General features: G+C 47.3%; 18 protein-coding genes. 14 read left to right on the plus strand and 4 right to left on the minus strand.

Going from position 1 to position 17,981, the window contains the following annotated elements; genetic code table 11:
- Window positions 1-68 precede the first annotated feature (68 nt).
- From NYE38_RS01605 to NYE38_RS01615, 3 genes are all read left to right on the plus strand, one after another.
- Window positions 69-530, plus strand: coding sequence for a MarR family transcriptional regulator (locus NYE38_RS01605; protein ID WP_017419364.1), 462 nt, complete (start codon window positions 69-71; stop codon window positions 528-530).
- A 63-nt stretch (window positions 531-593) separates the two neighbouring features.
- A complete protein-coding gene (locus tag NYE38_RS01610) occupies window positions 594-1,223 on the plus strand; it encodes a LysE family translocator (protein ID WP_007409057.1) in 630 nt (209 codons plus the stop codon).
- A gap of 64 nt (window positions 1,224-1,287) precedes the next feature.
- On the plus strand, window positions 1,288-2,049 hold the full coding sequence (locus tag NYE38_RS01615) for a YqcI/YcgG family protein (RefSeq protein WP_017419365.1): 762 nt from the start codon (window positions 1,288-1,290) through the stop codon (window positions 2,047-2,049).
- 1 nt (window position 2,050) lies between these two features.
- On the opposite strand, the gene NYE38_RS01620 is transcribed toward NYE38_RS01615, so the two are convergent.
- Window positions 2,051-3,379 carry an amino acid permease gene (locus NYE38_RS01620; protein ID WP_025650190.1) on the minus strand — a complete coding sequence of 443 codons (1,329 nt, stop codon included), beginning with the start codon at window positions 3,377-3,379 and terminating at the stop codon, window positions 2,051-2,053.
- 124 nt (window positions 3,380-3,503) lie between these two features.
- On the opposite strand from NYE38_RS01620, the gene NYE38_RS01625 reads away from it, so the two are divergent.
- Window positions 3,504-4,100 (plus strand): DUF1989 domain-containing protein, encoded by a 597-nt coding sequence (locus NYE38_RS01625; RefSeq protein ID WP_011996295.1) that lies wholly within the window; start codon window positions 3,504-3,506, stop codon window positions 4,098-4,100.
- Window positions 4,101-4,234: 134 nt separating this feature from the next.
- Window positions 4,235-5,053, plus strand: coding sequence for an ammonia-dependent NAD(+) synthetase (nadE, locus tag NYE38_RS01630; RefSeq protein WP_007409061.1), 819 nt, complete (start codon window positions 4,235-4,237; stop codon window positions 5,051-5,053).
- A 45-nt stretch (window positions 5,054-5,098) separates the two neighbouring features.
- Here nadE and NYE38_RS01635 read toward each other — a convergent pair whose 3' ends face one another.
- From NYE38_RS01635 to NYE38_RS01645, 3 genes are all read right to left on the minus strand, one after another.
- Window positions 5,099-5,383, minus strand: coding sequence for an antimicrobial peptide LCI (locus tag NYE38_RS01635; RefSeq protein WP_017419366.1), 285 nt, complete (start codon window positions 5,381-5,383; stop codon window positions 5,099-5,101).
- A gap of 180 nt (window positions 5,384-5,563) precedes the next feature.
- A complete protein-coding gene (tmrB, locus tag NYE38_RS01640; protein ID WP_340803131.1) occupies window positions 5,564-6,157 on the minus strand; it encodes a tunicamycin resistance ATP-binding TmrB in 594 nt (197 codons plus the stop codon).
- Window positions 6,158-6,210: 53 nt separating this feature from the next.
- Window positions 6,211-6,999, minus strand: coding sequence for a sugar phosphate isomerase/epimerase family protein (locus NYE38_RS01645; protein WP_340801403.1), 789 nt, complete (start codon window positions 6,997-6,999; stop codon window positions 6,211-6,213).
- Between the two features lie 217 nt (window positions 7,000-7,216).
- Between NYE38_RS01645 and NYE38_RS01650 the strand changes: the two genes are divergently transcribed.
- From NYE38_RS01650 to NYE38_RS01690, 9 genes are all read left to right on the plus strand, one after another.
- Entirely contained in the window at window positions 7,217-8,527 is a 1,311-nt protein-coding gene (locus NYE38_RS01650) for an MFS transporter (protein ID WP_017419369.1), read from the plus strand.
- Between the two features lie 125 nt (window positions 8,528-8,652).
- Window positions 8,653-9,213: a shikimate kinase gene (locus NYE38_RS01655; RefSeq protein WP_340801398.1), complete on the plus strand. Its 561-nt coding sequence runs from the start codon at window positions 8,653-8,655 to the stop codon at window positions 9,211-9,213.
- Between the two features lie 140 nt (window positions 9,214-9,353).
- Window positions 9,354-10,310 (plus strand): cephalosporin C deacetylase, encoded by a 957-nt coding sequence (gene cah / locus NYE38_RS01660; RefSeq protein WP_017419370.1) that lies wholly within the window; start codon window positions 9,354-9,356, stop codon window positions 10,308-10,310.
- Between the two features lie 65 nt (window positions 10,311-10,375).
- Window positions 10,376-11,161, plus strand: coding sequence for a nucleotidyltransferase domain-containing protein (locus NYE38_RS01665; RefSeq protein WP_017419371.1), 786 nt, complete (start codon window positions 10,376-10,378; stop codon window positions 11,159-11,161).
- A 187-nt stretch (window positions 11,162-11,348) separates the two neighbouring features.
- Window positions 11,349-12,260, plus strand: coding sequence for a proline dehydrogenase (locus NYE38_RS01670; protein WP_087920787.1), 912 nt, complete (start codon window positions 11,349-11,351; stop codon window positions 12,258-12,260).
- Window positions 12,261-12,277: 17 nt separating this feature from the next.
- Entirely contained in the window at window positions 12,278-13,825 is a 1,548-nt protein-coding gene (gene pruA / locus NYE38_RS01675; RefSeq protein WP_003156602.1) for an L-glutamate gamma-semialdehyde dehydrogenase, read from the plus strand.
- Between the two features lie 91 nt (window positions 13,826-13,916).
- Window positions 13,917-15,371: a sodium/proline symporter PutP gene (putP, locus tag NYE38_RS01680; protein ID WP_017419372.1), complete on the plus strand. Its 1,455-nt coding sequence runs from the start codon at window positions 13,917-13,919 to the stop codon at window positions 15,369-15,371.
- Window positions 15,372-15,527: 156 nt separating this feature from the next.
- Window positions 15,528-16,763 (plus strand): PucR family transcriptional regulator, encoded by a 1,236-nt coding sequence (locus NYE38_RS01685; RefSeq protein WP_003156600.1) that lies wholly within the window; start codon window positions 15,528-15,530, stop codon window positions 16,761-16,763.
- Window positions 16,764-16,961: 198 nt separating this feature from the next.
- Window positions 16,962-17,972 carry an NAD(P)/FAD-dependent oxidoreductase gene (locus NYE38_RS01690; RefSeq protein ID WP_017419373.1) on the plus strand — a complete coding sequence of 337 codons (1,011 nt, stop codon included), beginning with the start codon at window positions 16,962-16,964 and terminating at the stop codon, window positions 17,970-17,972.
- Window positions 17,973-17,981: the final 9 nt, after the last annotated feature.

Genomic DNA, 17,981 nt, shown 5'->3' on the forward strand with positions numbered 1-17,981 from the left:
TCATATTAGATTTGCCGAAAATTATCTTGATCGTCAAGATAAATTGATTTTATAGGGAGGCCTGTCAGTTGTCAACAAGAAATACCAGAAGCGAGACGGAGGAAACCGCCATACAGTTATTCCGGAAGATGGCCACAAGGACGATCCTTTTTCATCAGGCGGCCGCTCAATCTCTCGGTCTGTTTCCGACCGATTTGAAATCAGCTGATATCTTAAATGAAGCAGGCCCGATGACCGCAGGCGAGCTTGGGAAAAAAACCGGCCTCAGCACAGGTTCGGTAACGGCGCTCATTGACCGGCTCGAAAAAGCGGGATATGTCATGAGGAAAAAAGACCCCGAAGACAAACGGCGGGTGATCATCGTGCCGCTGACGGCCGGAAAAGCGAATGTGAAGCAATTGTTCAGCTCCTTATCCCAGTCCACGATCAGCCTTTGCCGGCAATATAAAGAAGAAGAACTGCGGCTGATATTCGATTTTTTAGGAAAAGTGACGGACATAATGGAAGACGAGCTTGAGAAATTAAAATAATATATCATAGCACGGCCCATTCATGAATAACTTGTACAAGTTGCATGAATGAGGGGGAAGCCAATGAACATCTTTTTAAGCTACATCGTTCTCGGGCTGTCATTGTCAGCACCTGTCGGACCGGTCAATGCGGCGCAAATTGACAAAGGCATCAAAAACGGCTTTTGGCATGCATGGATTTTCGGTCTCGGCGCTATGGCCGCGGACGGGCTGTATATGATTCTGATCTATTTCGGGCTGTCTCAATTTTTGACCGCTCCTTTTGTAAAAACGTTTTTGTGGCTCTTCGGTTTTTTCGTGCTGACCTACACGGGAGTCGAAACGTTAAAAAATATCAGGGAAGCCATGAATGTCAGAAGCGGAAAAGGAAAACCGGCTTTTTACAAAACATTCGGCGCGGGATTTTTTATTTCTCTTTCCAATCCGCTGAGCATTTTATTCTGGCTCGGCATATACGGGAGCATTCTCGCCAAAACCGCTGAATCCTTCGATGCAAATCAGCTTTTGATTTACAGCTCGGGCATTCTTCTCGGCATTTTGATCTGGGATTTCTGCATGGCGGTCGCCGCGAGCACTTTCAGAAATCTCCTTCATGAAAAAGCGCTCCGCTGGCTGACGGGAGCGGCGGGTGTGTCTTTGATCGTTTTCGGGTTTTATTTCGGATGGCAGGGGATTCAAATGCTCATCTCATAAATAGAAGAGTCACCCATCGCCTATCCCCGTCATAACGTATCATGACGATACTGGAGGTGGGCCGATGGCAAGCGGGCTGTACACAAAAAGTTGCCTTGAGGAAAAGTTGTTGGATCTGCCGAATTGGCAGAGAATCGCTTTTGAGCTTCTATCAGAAAAAGTAGGCGATAAAGCGGATACGTTTCCGTGCATTCCCGGACGTCAGGGATTTTTGACAGATCAGCTCCGGATATCCTTTGCGGGTGATCCCCGCGAAGAGGGAACCCCGGAGGAAGTGGGGATGCTGCTGTCAGAGTACGGAAAGATCTCAAGGAATACCGGAAGATACGCGTCGCTGCTTGTGATTTTTGATACGCCTGAGGATTTAGCTGAGCATTATTCCGTTGAGGCGTATGAAGAGCTGTTCTGGTCTTTTTTAAACCGGCTGAGCGGCTGCGACCCGAAAGACTGGCCGGAAGACATGCCGGAAGACCCTGAACATTATAAATGGGAGTTCTGCTTTGACGGCGAGCCGTATTTTATTCTGTGCGCGACGCCTGCGCATGAAGCGAGACAAAGCAGAAGCTTCCCGTTTTTTATGCTGGCGTTTCAGCCGAGATGGGTTTTCGAAGGATTAAACGATTCAACCGCGTTCGGACGAAACATGAGCCGGCTGATCAGAAAACGCTTAGAGGCGTATGATGAAGCCCCTCTTCATCCCCGATTGGGGTGGTACGGAGGAAAAAACAATTTAGAATGGAAGCAATATTTCCTCCGTGATGATGAGACGCAAGTGTCAAAGTGTCCCTTTTCTTATTTGAAGAGACTGTTTAAACCGACGAAATAAGCTATGATCCGGCAGGGCTGTGTCCCTGCTTTTTTTGTACGATCCATGTCACGATCGCAATGACGGCGAGAAAACAAAGGCTGACCAGAAAACCGGGCTGGCTCGATTTCTCAAACAGCGTCCCGGAGACGGCCGCGACAATCAGCACAAGGGCGATAACAATCTGTGCGGTTCCCATCTTTGTCGTTTCAAGCAGTTTCTTGCCCGAGAACAAAATGAACAGCCACGTATACAGAAGCATGAGGCCCGCCGCGGTTGTCATGTGTTCATATATATTTTTCGGCAGCACCAATGACAGGATGATGGAGACGATGAGTCCGGCAAACGTCAATCCGAGCGCGGGCCAGCAGATTTTTTTGTTTTCCTTTAATCTGAAGCATTTCGGCGCATCCCCGTCATCGGCCATTGTACAAAGCAATGTCGTCACGGCAAACAGCGAGGCGACGAGCGTGGAAAACCCCGCAATAATAAAAATTCCGTTAAAAATATCAAGAATGATATCTAAATGAAAACCCTTCAGCGATGTAATAAACGGGCTGTCCTGTTCGGTGAATTTGCCCAGCGGCACTAACAGCAGCGCCAGGCCGAGAGAAATGACGTAAATCACCGCAAGTACGGCAAGCATCAGCCGGCCTGATTTTGAGGCTTCCTCCGGTTTTTTCAAGTGTACGGTCATCAGCCCCAAGACTTCAATTCCTCCGAAGGCGTAAAACGCATAAATCAGTCCCGTCCATAACCCCATCGCTCCGTGCAGGAACAAATCCTTCGATTCGTTCGGCACCTGCACATCCGGTTTATGAGAAAATATACCGCACAGCGCCAATATGGCGATCACGATAAACATAAAAATCGCCGCCGTCTTGACAACAGCGAGCACATTTTCCGTTTTTTGAAAAACGGACAGCCCCGTAAATATAATCAAAAGACCGAGCACCGCATAGATGGAGGCGAAAATCCACAGCGGCACATTCGGAAACCAATGCTTCGTAAACAGCGAGATCGCTGTCAGCTGGCTTCCCGTGATCAGCATCTCGGACGACCAGTACACCCATCCGTTGCTGAAACCGGCCCAAGTGCCGAAAGCCTTTCTCGCATAAGCAAAAAAAGACCCCTTTTCGGGCTGTTTAGCCGAAAGCTTCGCGAGCTGCTCAAAGACAAAATAGGTGCCGAGCCCGGCAATAAGAAATGAGATCAGCGCGGAATATCCGCTTTTGACAATAGCGATGCTGGACCCGAGAAAAAAGCCCGTCCCGATTGTGCAGCCGACACCGATTAAGGAGAGCTGCCACCAAGCGAGATTTCCTTTAGGCTGGTCCTGTGATTTACCCATGAAGTTCAACCCCTTTATCAAAGCTTAGATTGCGGCCGTCAGAAGGGGAATATACATCCAATAAATTGCTTTACATGAAACAAACGGCCGGAGTTCATAATAGAAGAAAAAAAGGAGCAGTCTGATGACACAGCAATTTATCGTACCGCCGAAAAAAGGGCTCGGCCTGAAGGTTCACAAAGGGCAGATTATAAAAGTTGTCGATGTGGAAGGACAGCAGGTGGCTGATTTTACGGCATATCATGCCAAGGATTTTTATGAACATCTTGATCAGGGCGCGACGATCGATGCCAACCAGTCCATTCATGTAAAAACGGGTGATCATATTTATTCGAATTTATACAAGCCGATGCTGACGCTGATTGAGGATACAGTCGGCAAGCATGACCTGCTGCTTCCCGCCTGCCGTCCGGATATGAACAGGCTTTTATACGGAAAGCATAAAGATGAGCTCCAGGATACGTGCTATGACAATATGAGCGGGGCGCTTGAACCGTTCGGGGTGCCGCGGCCGCATATGCATTACCCATTTGCCATCTTTATGAACACGGTGCTCGATGAGAAGGGGAACTTATCAGTCGAAACGCCTCTTTCTGACGCGGGTGATTATGTACGGCTCCGTGCGGAAATGGATCTCGTCGTTGCATTTTCATCCTGTCCGATCGAAAAAGGAAAATGCAACGGCGACAGCATCACGGCGCTGCGGGTGGAAATCAGCTGATCCCGGTGTATTTGATTCACTTAAAATCCGCACCTGTGCTATATTTAACAAAGAGTCGTACATAGTGGCATGATTCATTTTCAGCATGAACGGGAAATGAATCATAAAGAAACAATGCAGGAGGAGTGATTGGGATGAGCATCCAGAAACAAATTATGAATGATCTCCATGTAAAACCCTCAATTGATCCGAAACAAGAAATTGAGGACAGAGTGAACTTTCTGAAACAATATTTGAAAAAAACAGGTGCCAAAGGCTTTGTGCTCGGCATCAGCGGCGGGCAGGATTCCACGCTTGCGGGACGCCTCGCCCAATTGGCGGCTGAAAGCATCAGAGAAGAAGGCGGAAACGCGGAATTTATCGCCGTCCGTCTTCCGCACGGCACACAGCAGGATGAGGATGACGCCCAATTGGCGCTCAAATTCATTAAACCTGATAAATCATGGACATTTGATATTAAGTCCGCTGTCAGCGCGTTCGCCGATCAGTACAAAAAAGACACGGGCGATCAGCTGTCTGACTTTAACAAAGGAAATGTAAAAGCCAGAATGAGGATGATCGCGCAATATGCCATCGGCGGACAAGAAGGGCTGCTTGTCATCGGAACCGACCATGCGGCTGAAGCGGTGACCGGTTTCTTCACGAAATACGGTGACGGCGGAGCTGATCTGCTGCCGCTGACCGGATTAACGAAACGCCAGGGCAGACGTTTATTAGAAGAGCTCGGCGCGCCGGAACGCCTGTATTTGAAATTACCGACGGCCGATCTGCTTGATGAAAAACCGCAGCAGACGGATGAGACCGAACTCGGCATCACATACAATGACATTGATGATTATTTAGAAGGCAAGGACGTTTCTTCCGAAGTGATTGAGGCGCTGGAAAAACGCTACCTCAGTACGGAGCACAAGCGCCAGGTGCCGGCATCAATGTTTGATGATTGGTGGAAATAGAATGAAAAAACCTCCCTTTTGAAAGGGAGGTTTTTGTTATCGTTTTTATTTATCTACACTTTCATAAACCCCTATCCAAATCCCTCTGCCGCTGTCATAAGTTTTACTTTTGAAAATCCACGTTGTTCCGTTTAAAACGAAAGAAGCAGCGAAATTGCCGTCAGGGCTTTGAACGAGCTTGATGGCATTAATGCCAACATCTGCTTTCGTTGAGATTGGGCTATTTTCCACGGATGAAGATGCTGTTGGTGATGCGGCAAAGGCAGGAGCGGCAGACATCAGTAAGGCAAGAGACAGCGCAGAACCGGTTAACACTTTTTTGAATTTCATTTCGAACACTCCCTTTTCAAATGAAATGTATTACAGTGTTAATAATTAGACGATTATCCATATAATTCCTACTTTATTTCTAAAATTTTTTTCTTAAATTGAAAAAAACATCTCTTCGGAGGGACTTTTTATTTATTGATCCATTTGCATGGATCAGGGACATGTTTTCAAAACATTTTTTTATTTGATACGGATATGATTCAGCTTCACCATTAATTTGTCGGTGAATCTTCGAAGGCTGCCTCTCGAATCAGGCTCAAGAGGCAGATTTGCTTGGGCAGCGATCGTTTCTGCGACCTGCTGAATAGACATTTGGTCTGTATGGAGATGTTCTGTGAAGAGGCTATGAGACAGGCTGTTGATGCAGCGGTCGATTTGTTTTGCGGCCCAGGAGTTTTTTCCTTCCGCTCTGGTGCGCAGGCGTTTCAGCAATGTTTCCTTTGAAGCCAGCAGGGTAAAGTGGTGAATGGTCCGGCCATCCTGTCTCAGCCTGCTGATCATGTCATGGAAGTATTGATCGTTCGTAATGGTCATGGGCACAATGATGATGCCCTGATATGTATATGACAAATAGGAAAGCATGCTGTAATTGAATTCCCGCCACAGAGGGTAGCTTTGAAAGTCATCTTCAGCGATATCCGGCGGTATCATCGAACGCATCGCAAACCCCATCTTTTCAGGATCATATACGTAAGACGGTTTCAGTCTTCTGTGCAGCTCAAACGCTGTTTGTGTTTTTCCGGAACCGAAAGCCCCATTTATCCAAATGATCATCATGATATCCCCCTTTTTCTATATGATACAAAAAAGACCCTTCGATCGAAGAGTCAGCGGGAAAAAACAGACGTATATTCGCGGAGCGATTCCTTTATATGCGTAAAGGCATGTTCTCCAAAATACTCAAGAGAAACAAAACCGTCATATTGTCTGTTCATCAGCTCTTTTAAAAATGCTTTTTGATCGAGATCTCCTTGAAAAATCGGAGTTGGCTTGCTGAGATACCAGTTGTCAAAATTCCAGTGATAGTTTTTCAGATGAATGTGGCTGACGGTATGATACAGTTTTTCTAAAGCGGGCATTTGGTCAACGTGATTGACGTGTAGGTTGGAGCCGTCAAAAATGGTGCGGACCCGCGGATGTCCGACATCCTCCAAAAATGCCAGCGCCGCCTCCGGTGTATCCGCGTACGTATCGTAATGAATCTCAAGCCCGATATCGACTTCATAGTCATCTGCGAGCCGTGCCGCCTGCTGAAATTGATCAACCGCACGCTGCCACTTTTCCGGTGACGTCCGATGCGAAGGAAGATTGCCGGCAAAGACTCTGATCAAGGGACTGTGCAGCTGTCGTGCCGCGCTTAATGCCCTTTGAACATCCTTTAACGCCTGCTTTTCATCCTGAGTGGCGAAGTCAGTGTACAAACTGACGGCAGGCACCCTGATGCCTTCCTCCTGAAGCTGCTGATCAAGCCTGTCGAGCGGGCCGATTTCCTCTATATATTGTTTAGCGTGTCCGTACCACAGTTCGATTCCGTCAAAGGAGTGCTCCTTCGAGAAAGAAATGATGTCGAAAATATGCTTTTTTTTAAATCCTGTCGTGCAAAAACTCAGTTTCATCGGTAATCCTCCCGTAACTGTCTATCATATGTGTACTTTTTCCCCGGGTGCGATACGGATAAACAGGTGAAAAGGGCAGACACTTTTATAAGCGGGGTGTGTCTGCATCAGTTCAGTGCGGCACACAAATTGTTTAGCGCTTTTTTGCGTCAAAGTATTAAATAATTAACCGAAGTGTTGTACAATTAATTTCATTCGAGTAAGGGGGGAGAAGCCATTGAAAAAAGAAACGGAGCTGAGGGCCTTCAGTCCCGTCCGTAATAAACCGACTCGCGCTCGTTATGTGATATTGGTTCTTTTGTTTTTTATCACTGCGATTAATTATATAGACCGAGCCAGTGTATCTATTGTCGGCCCATCCATTCAACATTCGCTGAACCTAAGCCCCGCGCTTTTGGGCATCGTTTTTTCTGCGTTCAGCTGGACCTATACGGGGATGCAGATTCCAGGCGGGCTCATTTTGGATAAATTCGGGTCAAAACGGACATACGGAATTTCTTTATTTGTGTGGTCGGTTTTTACCGGAGTACAAGCTTTTGCGACAAGTTTCGGGTTTCTATTCGGCTGCCGCCTGCTCATCGGCATAGCTGAATCGCCGGCGTTTCCGGCAAACAACCGGATTGTCACGACATGGTTTCCAAGGCGGGAACGCGCCTTTGCGACGGGTGTTTATACGGCGGGGGAATATGTCGGGCTGGCGTTTGCCACACCGGTTTTATTCTGGGTGTTAACGGCATTTGACTGGCGCGCCGTATTTATTTCCTCAGGGGTGCTCGGAATTGTTTTCTCCATTTTCTGGTTTAAAATGTATCACGAGCCGAACGGGTATCGGAAAGTGAATCGTGAGGAGCTTGATTATATTAAAGAAGGCGGCGGACTGACTGAGGTGTCTGATTCAGCCGGCAGGATATCGTGGGCGGATTTCGTCCAGCTTCTAAAATACCGCAAGCTTGTCGGATTGTATATCGGCCAATTCGCCGTAGCCTCCACGCTGTTCTTCTTTTTGACATGGTTTCCGACTTATCTGGCGGAGGCAAAGCACATGGCTTTCTTAAAAGTCGGCTTTGCCGCATCAATCCCGTATATCGCCGCTTTTTTCGGCGTATTGTTCGGCGGATTTTGGTCTGACGGCATGATGAAACGGGGGGTGTCGGTGAACGTTGCCCGGAAAACGCCCGTCATCCTCGGTCTTCTGCTGACAGGCTCCATCGTGCTTGCGAATGTTACGGATTCTGCTCCCGCGGTTTTGACGATCTTATCCATTGCTTCTTTTGCGCAGGGCATGTCCAATATATCCTGGACGATGCTGAGTGAGGTCGCGCCAAGCGAAACAATCGGATTGGCAGGAGGCGTGTTTAACTTTTTCGCCAATATGGCCGGTATTATCACCCCGCTTATCATCGGGTTTATCGTTTCTGCGACCGGTTCATATAACGGAGCGATTCTGTTTGTCGGCGCTGTCGCATTTATCGGGGCATTTTCTTATATTTTCATTGTCGGAAAGGTGGAACGCATTAGGCTCCGATAGAAAGAAAAACTCATCTCTTCTTATAAAGGATGGGTTTTCTTTCATTGCATTATCTCTATATTTCAATATTGAGTTATCATATAATAAACATAACTTTTTCATTTCTTAGGAGGATTTCGCCGAAGATGAACGCAAAACGTGCCATTCCCGTAAGAGAAAGAAATATCGTACTGATCGGATTCATGGGTGTCGGAAAGACAACAATCGGCCAGCTGGTCGCTAAGAAATTATACAGAGACTTCATTGATATTGATCTGCAGATTGAGAAAGATTTCAATATGTCCATCCCTGAAATGTTTGAGAAAAAAGGTGAAGCCTTTTTCCGTCAGACCGAAAAGGATTATATATTAGATATTTGCCGCAATACGAAATTCAAGATCGTGTCGCTTGGGGGCGGTTCGTTTAAACAAGAGGAAATCAGACAGTGCTGCCTTGAAAACTGTCTCGTGCTCCATCTTGATTTATCATGGGAGAATTGGAAGCAGCGGGCTGATATGCTGATTGAAAGCCGTCCCGTTCTGCATAACCGTTCCATGGATGAAATGCAGCAGCTCTTTAACGAGCGCCAAAGCATCTATGATAAACATAATTCAAAAGTGGCGACGGATAATCTGGAACCAGAAGAAATAGCCGATTATATCGTAGAAACGTTAAAAATCGGCTGGGACCTGTATCAGCCGATGTAAAAAGAGCCGTGACGCTGTGAGCGCACGGCTTTTTTGTTTTTAAACAAACGTTTATTAAAATGTTTAGAAAATGAGTGTAAAATCGTGTTAAGATAGAGTCAGAAAATTAAATCTTATAAAACAAAGGAGAATAATCGGATATGCAATTATACGACTTGCCGCTCGACCAACTGCAAACCTATAAACCAAATAAAACCGCTCCTCATGACTTTTCGGATTTTTGGGCATCATCATTACATGAGCTTGCAAAGGAAGAGGCAAAGCCTGAATTGAAGGCTGAAAGCTACCCGGCTGACGGCGTGAAAGTATTCCGGCTGACATACCGAAGCTTCGGCAAGGCGGAAATTGAGGGATGGTACGCCGTTCCCGACCGGCAAGGACCGCATCCGGCCATCGTGAAATATCACGGCTATAACGCAAGCTATGACGGGGATATACATGACATCGTAAATTGGGCGCTTCACGGATATGCCGCGTTCGGCATGCTTGTCCGCGGTCAGCACAGCAGCACAGATACAAGCGTCTCACCGCACGGACACGTTCCCGGCTGGATGACGAAAGGGATTTTAGATAAAGATACATATTATTACCGCGGCGTGTACTTAGACGCCGTCCGGGCTTTGGAAGTCATCAGCGGCTTTGATGAAGTGGATGAAACGAGGATCGCCGTCATCGGCGGGAGCCAGGGAGGCGGACTTTCAATCGCCGCGGCGGCACTATCTGATATTCCGAGAGCGGTTGCGGCCGATTATCCTTATTTAAGCAATTTTGAGCGGGCCATTAATGTCGCTCTTGATGAGCCGTATCTTGAGATTAACTCCTTTTTCAGAAAGAACGGCAGCCCTGAAACGGAGAAGACCGCGATGAATACACTGGCCTATTTTGATATCATGAATCTGGCGGACCGCGTAAAAGTTCCGGTGCTCATGTCCATCGGGCTGATTGACCGCGTGACCCCGCCGTCGACGGTGTTTGCCGCTTACAATCATCTGGAAACGGAAAAAGAATTGAAGGTTTACCGGTATTTCGGACATGAATACATACCTTCTTTCCATACGGAAAAGCTGGCCTTTCTGAAAGCGCATCTGAAAGGCTGACGACAGCGAAAAGCCCAAGTACTTGGGCTTTTTTCAGGAATGATCACGGAAAAGGACGGATACAGATGGAACAAAGGATCATCGAAGAATTAAAACGAATTGAAGAACAGCACGGCGTCAAGGTGCTTTACGCCGTAGAATCAGGGAGCCGCGCATGGGGATTTCCGTCAAGCGACAGCGACTACGATGTGCGGTTTCTCTATGTGCCGAAAAAAGAATGGTACTTTTCGATCGAACCGCATAGGGATGTCATAGAAGAGCCGATTCATGACATGCTTGACATCAGCGGCTGGGAACTGAGAAAAGCGCTTAGGCTTTTTAAAAAATCAAATCCGCCTCTTTTGGAATGGCTCTCTTCTGAGATGATCTATTATGAAGCTTTCTCAGCGGCTGAAAAGCTTCGAAAACTGAAAATCCGCGCCTTTTCGCCTGAAGCCGGCATTTATCATTATCTCAATATGGCAAAACGGAATGAAAAAACGGAATTGCAGGGCAGTGAAGTGAAGATTAAAAAGTATTTTTATGTTCTGCGTCCTCTCCTTGCCTGCAGATGGATTGAAACGTTCGGCTCCGTACCGCCGATGTCATTTCCCGTACTGGCCGATGCCTTATTGACGGATGAAGCGCTCATTTCTGAAATCAATATACTGCTTACAAGGAAAAAAAGCGGTCAGGAGCTGGCTCCGGAACCGAGAAATACGATGATTCATGCGTTTATAGAAGAAGAAATAGAACGCATCGGGCACTATGTCAAAACCATCAAAACGCCGAAACCTGACATAACGGAGGAACTGAATCGGCTATTGATTCAGACCGTCGAAGAGGCGTGGGGGGAAAAAGGCGGAAATTGACGATTGCCGTCATTTCCGTCCGCCTTTTTTCGGCATAATCCGCCTGCTATCTAAGAAGCTGATTGTGGTAAAACCACAAAAATTTATCAGAATCTTTGTATTTTTAGAATATTGTGAGAGGATGTTTTGTCCATTTACAATAGACTCATACAAATACTTCTTAGATTGCGGGGTGTTAAGGTTGGAAGTGATTACAAGAGATTTTTTCTTATTTTTATCCAAGAGCAGCTTTCTCAATAAGATGGCGCGAAGCTGGGGAAGCCGGGTGGCAGCCGGCAAAATCATCGGAGGAATGGATTTCCGCAGTTCTATCCCGACAATCCGACATTTGAACAGCCAAGGGCTGTCAGTTACTGTCGATCATTTGGGGGAATTTGTCAACAGCGGTGATGTCGCGAAAGAACGCACCGAGGAGTGCATGCAGACCATCGCCTTAATCGCTGATGAACAGCTGAATTCCCAAGTGTCATTAAAAATGACGTCTTTAGGTCTTGATATAGATCTCGATCTCGTCTATGAAAATATGACGAAAATCCTCCAGACGGCTGAAAAACATAAAGTCATGGTGACGATTGACATGGAAGATGAAACGAGATGCCAGAAAACGCTGGATATCTTTAAAGACTTCCGGAGCCGGTATGAATATGTAAGCACCGTGGTGCAGGCTTATCTGTACAGAACGGAGAAGGATCTTGATGACCTCAGCCCGCTGAATCCGTTTCTGCGGCTTGTCAAAGGGGCCTATAAAGAATCGGAAAAGGTGGCCTATCCTGAAAAAAGCGACGTCGATGAAAATTATAAAAGACTCATCCGCAAACAGCTTTTAAAAGGACATTATACGGCAGTTGCCACGCATGATGACAAAATGATCGAGTTTACAAAACAGCTTGCCAAAGAGCACGGCATTCCAAACGACCGTTTTGAGTTTCAGATGCTGTACGGCATGCGCTCGCAAACCCAGCTCAGCTTGGTGGAAGAAGGATACCGCATGAGAGTCTACCTGCCTTACGGGGATGACTGGTACGGCTATTTCATGAGACGGCTCGCCGAACGCCCCTCAAACATCGCATTCGCCTTTAAAGGGATGACTAAGAAGTAAAAAAGGGAGAGATGACAATGACTACACCTTATAAACACGAACCATTCACAAATTTCCAAGATCAATCGAACGTTGAAGAATTTAAGAAAGCGCTTGCGACGGTAAATGAGTATCTGGGAAAAGATTATCCGCTCGTCATCAACGGTGAAAAGGTAGAGACGGAAGCGAAAATCGTTTCAATCAATCCGGCTGATAAAGAAGAAGTCGTCGGAAAAGTGTCAAAGGCGTCCCAGGAGCACGCTGAGCAAGCGATTGAAGCAGCTGCGAAAGCGTTCGAAGAGTGGAGATACACCTCCCCTGAAGAAAGAGCGGCCGTTTTGTTCCGCGCAGCTGCCAAAGTCCGCCGCAGAAAGCACGAATTCTCCGCCCTGCTCGTCAAGGAAGCGGGAAAACCTTGGAACGAAGCTGATGCGGATACGGCGGAAGCCATCGACTTTATGGAATACTACGCGCGCCAGATGGTTGAATTGGCAAAAGGCAAGCCGGTCAACAGCCGCGAAGGCGAGAAGAACCAATATGTCTACACACCGACCGGCGTAACGGTCGTCATTCCGCCATGGAACTTCCTCTTTGCGATTATGGCGGGAACGACGGTGGCACCGATCGTAACGGGCAACACGGTCGTTCTTAAACCGGCAAGCGCGACACCGGTCATCGCGGCGAAATTCGTAGAAGTGCTTGAGGAATCAGGTCTTCCGAAGGGCGTTGTCAACTTTGTGCCGGGAAGCGGAGCGGAAGTGGGAGACTACCTCGTCGATCACCCGAAAACAAGCATCATTACGTTTACGGGATCACGTGAAGTCGGTACGAGAATTTTCGAACGCGCGGCGAAAGTGCAGCCGGGACAGCAGCATCTGAAACGCGTCATTGCAGAAATGGGCGGTAAAGATACGGTTGTCGTTGATGAAGATGCGGACATTGAATTGGCGGCTCAATCCATCTTTACATCAGCATTCGGCTTCGCGGGACAAAAATGTTCTGCAGGTTCACGTGCAGTTGTCCATGAAAAAGTGTATGATCAAGTATTAGAGCGCGTCATCGAAATCACTGAATCAAAAGTGACGGCAAGCCCTGACAGCGCTGACGTGTATATGGGACCTGTCATCGACCAAGGTTCTTACGACAAGATCATGAGCTACATTGAAATCGGAAAAGAAGAAGGCCGTTTAGTAAGCGGCGGCACCGGAGATGATTCAAAAGGCTACTTTATTAAGCCGACGATCTTCGCTGACCTTGATCCGAAAGCCAGACTCATGCAGGAAGAAATTTTCGGGCCTGTCGTTGCATTTTCTAAAGTGTCAAACTTTGATGAAGCTTTAGAAGTGGCAAATAATACTGAATATGGTCTGACAGGCGCGGTCATTACAAACAACCGCAAACATATTGAACGGGCGAAACAGGAATTCCATGTCGGCAACCTGTACTTCAACCGCAATTGTACGGGAGCGATTGTCGGCTACCATCCGTTCGGAGGCTTCAAAATGTCCGGCACTGATTCAAAAGCGGGCGGCCCGGATTATTTGGCCCTTCACATGCAGGCGAAAACAATCAGTGAAATGTTTTAAGAGGGACTGAATGGGCATCCTCCTCGCGGGGGGTGTCCATTTCACCATAAACATATAAAGCGGAGGAGGAAATGCCATAGCAAACATTCAGTTGATTATTTCCATTTGTATTTATATGGCGGGCATGCTGTTTATCGGTTATTTCGCCTACAGACGGACGTCAAATCTGACGGATTACATGCTCGGGGGGCGTTCTTTAGGCCCTGCCGTCACAGCGCTCAGCGCGGGAGCGGCGGATATGAGCGGATGGCTCTTGATGGGGCTTCCGGGCGCCATGTTCTCGACAGGATTAAGCGGCGCTTGGATTGTGATCGGGCTTGTGCTCGGGGCATGGGCGAACTGGCTTTTCGTGGCGCCGAGGCTGAGAACGTATACTGAAAAAGCGGGGAATTCCATCACCATTCCGGGTTTCCTTGAAAATCGTTTCGGTGATCATACGAAGCTTCTCAGACTGTTTTCGGGTCTTGTCATTCTCGTCTTTTTCACATTTTACGTATCATCCGGCATGGTATCCGGAGGCGTCTTATTCAACAGCATTTTAGGGTTGAATTACCACACGGGACTGTGGGTCGTGACAGGCGTCGTTGTCGCCTACACCTTGTTCGGGGGCTTTTTGGCGGTAAGCTGGACGGACTTTGTCCAAGGGATCATTATGTTTGCGGCGCTTATTCTCGTGCCGATTGTGACGATTTTCCATACGGGCGGCCCGGGAGAAACCGTTGCCGATATCCGTTCCGTCAACCCGGAACTGTTTAATATGTTCAAAGGGACCACCGTCCTTGGCATTATTTCTTTATTTGCGTGGGGGCTCGGCTATTTCGGGCAGCCGCATATTATTGTGCGCTTTATGGCGATCACATCTGTGAAAGAGATCAAACGCGCCAGACGGATCGGAATGGGATGGATGATTTTGTCTGCACTCGGCGCGCTGTTTACGGGTCTTGCGGGAATCGCGTATTACCACCAGCGCGGGTTGAAGCTGGATGATCCGGAAACCATTTTTATTCAGCTCGGCAACATTCTGTTCCACCCGATTATTACGGGATTTCTCATTTCTGCGATTTTAGCGGCCATTATGAGTACGATTTCGTCTCAGCTGCTCGTTACGTCCAGTTCTTTAGTGGAGGACTTGTATAAGTCCATGTTCAGGCGTTCAGCTTCTGATAAGGAACTCGTATTTCTGGGGAGAATGGCAGTGCTTGCGGTGTCAATCGTCGCTCTGGTGCTCGCCTGGGAGAAAAACAACACGATACTTGGTCTTGTCAGCTATGCATGGGCGGGATTCGGCGCTTCATTCGGGCCGGTCGTACTGCTCAGTTTATTTTGGAAACGGATGACGAAATGGGGGGCACTCGCCGGCATGATTGCGGGAGCGATTACCGTAATCATTTGGGCGAATGCCGGTCTTTCAGACTTTTTGTACGAAATCATTCCGGGCTTTGCTGTAAGCCTTGCCGCTGTATTTGTCGTCAGCTTATTGACACAGGCTCCGTCAAAAGATGTCACAGATCAGTTTCATGACTACCGTGATACACTTTCTCAATAAAAGCAAGGAACGAGAGGAAGAAGGGACCGCCCTTTTTCCTCTTTTCACGATACAGGCTTTCGGATCATTCCGTTTTGGAGTATATGAATTTTTTTCTATACAAAAAGTCACCCCGCAGAGTATGATAAAGATAAAAAGAGCATAGGAGAAATAGGTATGGAAGAGCTTTTAGAGAGAGTTTTTTCATTTACGGACATTGATAAATTAATTGATTTTATCAGTTATGAATTGCAGAAGCCCGTTATTCTGGAAAGCGCGGATTTCTTTTTGCTTGCCTATAATTCTTATTACATTAATCACTTCGACTCCGCCAACCAGCAGACGATATTCTCAAAAAAATGCCCCGTGCAGATTTTTGAAAGGTTTCTGAAGGACGGGGTGATCGAAAAGCTGAAAACCGTTCCTGAACCGTTCCGTGTCGAAAAAATAGACAGTATCGGACTGAATCAGAGAGTGGTTGTAAGCGCAAAACATAAAGGGGAAGTGATGGGCTACATCTGGATTCAGGAGCTCGACCGAAACTTGACGGACGAGGAGCTCGATTTTTTATATGAAACTTCATTCCATGTCGGAAAAATCATCTATAAAACGAACCGGCTGAAACAGGAAAAGGAAGAGAGAGCGGAAGACCTGGTGAAACGGGCGATCTTTCAGCAATTCTCCTCTGAAAAGGAGTTCAGGCGGGAAGCGGAAAAGATGAACGCCGTGCTGCCGTCGGTTTTTTCAGTAGTCGTCCTGCATGCCGCAAATGGGGATGGGGAGGCAGTCGAAGATGTAAAGGAAAATATCAAATCGTACTTGAATTTGCGGGATAAAGTCAGTCACGTCTTAACCATTGATTCCAATATTGTCATCGTCGTCGCAAGCTTCTCGCAAAAAAGCTCCGGCACTTCGGCAGCATCTGAATTCATCCACAAACTGCTGACTCATTTTCACTTTCAGAAGATCCCCACTCCCATCTATATCGGAATCGGCAATGAATACAGCAGCATCCTGAAGCTCGGCAAAAGTTATATAGAAGCCCTTGAAGTCATAAAGGCCGCCGAAATTACCGGAAACCAGGAAAATATCCCGTACGAATACAGTAAGCTCGGGATTTACCGCTATCTTGAAAGCATCGAAGAAAAAAACGCCTCACTGGAATATGTAAACGATGATTTAGCGTTATTAAAAGCCAAAGACAGAGAAAGCAGCACCGAACTGCTGAAAACGTTAGAAATCTATCTCCTCAATAACTGCAAAACAAAACCAGCCGCAGAACAGCTTTTTATTCATCAAAACACATTGAACTACCGCATCAAACAGATTCTTGACATGACATCAATTAATTTAAACGACTTCAGGACAAGGTGCCAGCTGTATCTCGATATCATGCTGATGAAAAAGAGATAAAAAAGAAACCAGTCGCCGTACTGGTTTCAGTTTTAATACCTTCCCGCTTATCAATCTCAGAACCTCACTTCTGAATCACTCCTTTCCCGCAAGATGAGAAATGAATAAACACTGCTCCTCAATATGTGTTATACTTTCATTGATATTGATTCTCAATTAAAAATTTATGAAGTATAGATATAAACGGGAGGCAGAACGATGGCGGAAAATCATGAGGTGTACGACGTCACGATTATAGGCGGAGGCCCGATCGGCCTGTTTGCGGCTTTTTATTGCGGGATGCGTGAGCTGAAAACGAAAGTGATCGAGTTTTTGCCGCGGCTCGGAGGGAAAGTGTCTATGTTTTTCCCTGAAAAAATCATCCGTGATATCGGCGGAATACCCGGGATTGCCGGAGAACAGCTGATTAAGCAGCTGAAGGAGCAGGCGGCGACATTTGAGCCGGATATCGTGTTGAATCAGCGGGTGACCGGATTTGAACGGCTGGAGGACGGAACCATTGTGCTGGAAAGTTCCGAAGGGGAAAAGCACTATACACGCACGGTGATTTTGGCCGTCGGCATGGGGACGCTTGAGGTCAATGAACTTGACAGCGCGGATGCGAGCCGTTATTCGGGAAAGAACCTTCATTATAAGGTGGAGAAGCTTGATGCGTTTCGAGATAAGCATGTCGTGATTTCTGGAGGAGGAGATACCGCGGTTGACTGGGCGAATGAGCTGGAACCGATTGCGGCGTCTGTTACCGTCTTGCACCGCAGGGAGGAGTTCGGCGGTTTGGAAAGCAGCGTGGCGAAAATGAAGCGGTCTTCCGTGCGGGTGCTTGCGCCGTATCGTCTGAAGCTTCTCAACGGCACAGGGGAACGGATCGAGAGCGTCACCGTTTGCCAAACTGAGTCCGGACTTTCTGAAGTCATCAAGCTTGATGAGCTCATTATCAACCACGGGTTTAAAATTGATCTCGGCCCGATGAAGGACTGGGGGCTTGAGATAGAAGAAGGCAGGATTAAAGCTGACAGACATATGCGCACGAATCTTCCGGGCGTGTTTGTCGCCGGTGACGCCGCCCATTATGAAAGCAAGCTCAGACTGATTGCCGGCGGTTTCACGGAGGGCCCGACCGCAGTGAACAGCGCCAAAGCCTATTTGGACCCGCAGGCGGATCAGATGGCGATGTATTCGACTCATCATAAAAAATTGGTGACACAATAAAAAAGGGCT

The sequence above is a fragment of the Bacillus sp. EU63 genome (assembly GCF_038592915.1).
Classification (GTDB): domain Bacteria; phylum Bacillota; class Bacilli; order Bacillales; family Bacillaceae; genus Bacillus; species Bacillus velezensis.